Origin of the sequence: Terrisporobacter mayombei, assembly GCF_020748465.1 — a bacterium.
Lineage (GTDB): Bacteria > Bacillota > Clostridia > Peptostreptococcales > Peptostreptococcaceae > Terrisporobacter > Terrisporobacter mayombei.
Window position 1 is genome coordinate 1 of record NZ_JAHZMP010000152.1, and the last position, 488, is coordinate 488.

At 22.5% G+C, this 488-nt stretch carries 1 protein-coding gene; it reads left to right on the forward strand.

Translation table 11 applies throughout. From position 1 onward, the window contains the following. Positions 1-346: hypothetical protein (locus tag K0039_RS20840; RefSeq protein WP_228106839.1), on the forward strand; the 346-nt coding region annotated here is incomplete at its 5' end. Between the last annotated feature and the right edge of the window lie 142 nt (positions 347-488).

Here is a 488-nt window from a genome sequence, read left to right on the forward strand (position 1 = left end):
CAATACAATAACGATTAACATAAGTATAATATATGTATTATTAGCTATACTTGCTTGTATTGCTTTAGTTTATTTAATTATTGTACTTGTTAAACTACATAAGATTTTAAATAATGTTGGAACTATGTTAAATGAAAATACTCAAAATATAAATACAACTTTAAATAATCTTCCTAATGTTGTAGAAACTTTTGGAGAAGTAGGAGAAAATATGAAAGATGTAACAGAAGTAGTTACTGAAGTTACAGCAGATTTTCTTGTTACTAAAGACAGTGTCAAATCAAATATGGATGTTATAGTTGATATATTGACTATAATTAAAAACATTTTTCTAGATAAAAAATAATAAGTTTAATTAAAATAAGCCTATAAGATATAATTTAAACGACCTTAAAATAGCATTTATAAGGTCGTTTTTTATTAGCTTGATTTGACACTATGTGTTTTTAATAATTGGTAATATTCCTCTTTATCATTTGAACATATAT